3 protein-coding genes are annotated in these 2,539 nt (G+C 67.9%); 2 read left to right on the plus strand and 1 reads right to left on the minus strand.

Annotated features, from left to right (window positions below):
- A partial coding sequence (locus CAPSK01_RS21715) for an efflux RND transporter permease subunit (RefSeq protein ID WP_034922647.1) occupies positions 1 to 1,457 on the plus strand: 1,457 nt, incomplete at its 5' end.
- A 109-nt stretch (positions 1,458 to 1,566) separates the two neighbouring features.
- On the opposite strand, the gene CAPSK01_RS03590 is transcribed toward CAPSK01_RS21715, so the two are convergent.
- Positions 1,567 to 2,148 carry a Uma2 family endonuclease gene (locus CAPSK01_RS03590; RefSeq protein ID WP_034922651.1) on the minus strand — a complete coding sequence of 194 codons (582 nt, stop codon included), beginning with the start codon at positions 2,146 to 2,148 and terminating at the stop codon, positions 1,567 to 1,569.
- A 2-nt stretch (positions 2,149 to 2,150) separates the two neighbouring features.
- Here CAPSK01_RS03590 and CAPSK01_RS21720 point away from each other — a divergent pair.
- Positions 2,151 to 2,539 (plus strand): hypothetical protein (locus CAPSK01_RS21720; protein ID WP_273703023.1); only part of this gene is annotated, 389 nt, incomplete at its 3' end.

Genomic DNA, 2,539 nt, shown 5'->3' on the forward strand with positions numbered 1-2,539 from the left:
CGACCGGCTTCCTGCCCGCAGACGACCTCTCGCAGCCGCAGGTGCACGTGACCCTGTCGCCCGGCGCGACCCTCGCCGAGACGGTTGCCGCGGCCGAGCAGGCGCGCGCCATCGTCAACACCAACCCGCACGTGCGGATGGTCTACACGGCCGTCGGCGGCGGCGCCTCGGGCAGCGACCCGTTCATGCCGCGCGGCGCCGCCGAGGTACGCAAGGCGACGCTGACGCTGAACCTGACCCCGCGCGGCGAGCGCTCGGGCACCACCAAGCAGGATGTCGAGCGCCAGCTGCGCGAGGCGCTCGCCGTCATCCCCGGCGCCCAGGTCAAGGTCGGCTTCGGCGGCTCGAGCGGCGAGAAGTACATCCTCGTGCTGGCCAGCGAGAACGGGCCCGTGCTCACCGAGCACGCCCGCCTCGTCGAGCGCGAGCTGCGCACCCTGCCCGGCATCGGCGCGGTGACGACGACGGCCAGCCTGGTCCGCCCCGAGCTGGTGATCCGCCCCGACTTCGCGCGCATGGCCGATCTCGGCGTCACCTCCGAGGCCATCGCCGATACGCTGCGCATCGCCACCGCCGGCGACTACGACCAGGACCTGGCCAAGCTCAACCTCGCCCAGCGCCAGGTGCCCATCGTCGTCAAGCTGCCGCCCGACGCCCGCCGCAACCTCGCCCTGCTCGCACGGATGACGGTGCCCGGCCGGAGCGGGCCGGTGGCCATCGGCAACGTCGCCACGCTGGCCATCGCCGGCGGGCCGGCCGAGATCGACCGCTACGACCGCCTGCGCAACGTCAATTTCGAGATCGAGCTGAACGGCCAGCCGCTCGGCGAGATCGAGCAGCGGGCGATGGCCCTGCCCAGCCTGAAGAACCTGCCGCCGGGCGTGCTGCAGACCACGATCGGCGACGCCGAGTCGATGGCCGAGCTGTTCGAGAGCTTCGGCCTGGCCATGGCCACCGGCGTGCTCTGCATCTACATCGTGCTGGTCCTGCTGTTCAAGGATTTCGTACAGCCGGCGACCATCCTCGCCGCCCTCGTCCTCTCGGTGCCCGGCGCCTTCCTCGCGCTGTTCGTGACCGGTCAGGCGATCTCGATGTCGTCGATGATCGGCCTGATCATGCTGATGGGCATCGCCACCAAGAACTCGATCCTGCTCGTCGACTACGTCATCCTCGCTCGCCGCGAGCACGGCCTCGACCGCGGGAACGCCCTGCTCGACGCCTGCCGCAAGCGGGCGCGGCCGATCGTCATGACCACCATTGCGATGGGTGCCGGCATGCTGCCGATCGCCATCGGGATCGGCACCGACCCGAGCTTCCGCGCGCCGATGGCCATCGTCGTCATCGGCGGCCTGATCACCTCGACCTTCCTCAGCCTGCTGGTCATCCCGGTCGTCTTCACCTTCGTAGACGACGCCATCGCCTGGCTCCGCCAGCGCCTGCCGAAGCCGCGCGCATGAGCGAGCACCCGTTTACGTACGGGAAGTGCGCTGGCCAGCGGGCAAGGCCCGGAAGGTGCTCAGTGCGGCCGGGGCCGACAGGCGGAGCCTGGACGATGAGTGCCGGAAATCATGACCTGGCGCCGGGGGCTGCCCGACTCAGGTCTTCATAGACTCGTTCGACCGGGCACTTCAGGCCGACGCTTTCGAGCCGCAGTTGCTCGCCGGGACCGACGCTGTCTACGAACCACTGTTCGTTCAGACGGCGATACACCTGGATGCGAATTCTCTCCTGATCGACCAGCACGTATTCCCGCAGGCTGACCAGTTGTCGGCAGGCGGCGAACTTCTCGCCGATGTCGAAAGCGGCGGTGCTTGCCGACAGCACTTCGACCACCACGACCGGTGAGCGCTTGACATGGCGGTCGGCGCGGTCGCTCTCGGCGCAGGTCACCAGCAGGTCCGGGTAGAAGCCGCAGTCGGCCGCTTCGACTCGCAGCTTCACGTCTGCCATGAACACCCGGCACTCTGTACCGCGGAGGTGTTGGCGCAAGAGGGTGTACAGATTGCCGCTCAGTTCGTTGTGCAGATCGCTGGCGCCGGTCATCGCAAAGACCTCGCCGCGAATGAATTCGTGGCGCAGCGGCTGCCGGTTTTCCCACTCCAGGTAGTGCTCGAAGGTGAAGCTCGGGAGAGATGCGGTCTTGACCATGAATGGACTCCCACGAACGCCGAGAAAAGCCAAACCTTAACACTTGCCGTAAGGCGCTGGTCAATAATTCGCCTGCGCCGTCAGTTCGCGGATCGAACGACGATCGGGGCGGGCGCGCTGGTCCGGCTGCCTCTCAGCGGCATGGGCAGAACTTCCAGCAACGGCGCATTTCGCCCCCCCTCCCGAAACGCCTGCCGCAGGCTGTTTTACTTTTGAATCCGCAGGACGCGGCGGCGTGGCGGTTCGCCGTGGCAGCGGCCGGCATGGCCCTGCGCGGGCACGGCAATCCGCTGCCCGACACGCCGTGGGAGCGGCACCACGGCCTTTCGCTGGTGGTCAATTTCTACTATCCGCGTAACTACTCAGCAGGATCCTGGCACGGCTTGTGCTC

This window comes from Candidatus Accumulibacter vicinus, assembly GCF_000584955.1.
In the GTDB taxonomy this organism is placed as follows: domain Bacteria; phylum Pseudomonadota; class Gammaproteobacteria; order Burkholderiales; family Rhodocyclaceae; genus Accumulibacter; species Accumulibacter vicinus.

Excerpts from the sequence above, each read along its gene's own strand:
- CAPSK01_RS03590 (WP_034922651.1), bottom strand. The coding sequence starts at position 2,148 with ATGGTCAAGACCGCATCTCTCCCGAGCTTCACCTTCGAGCACTACCTG.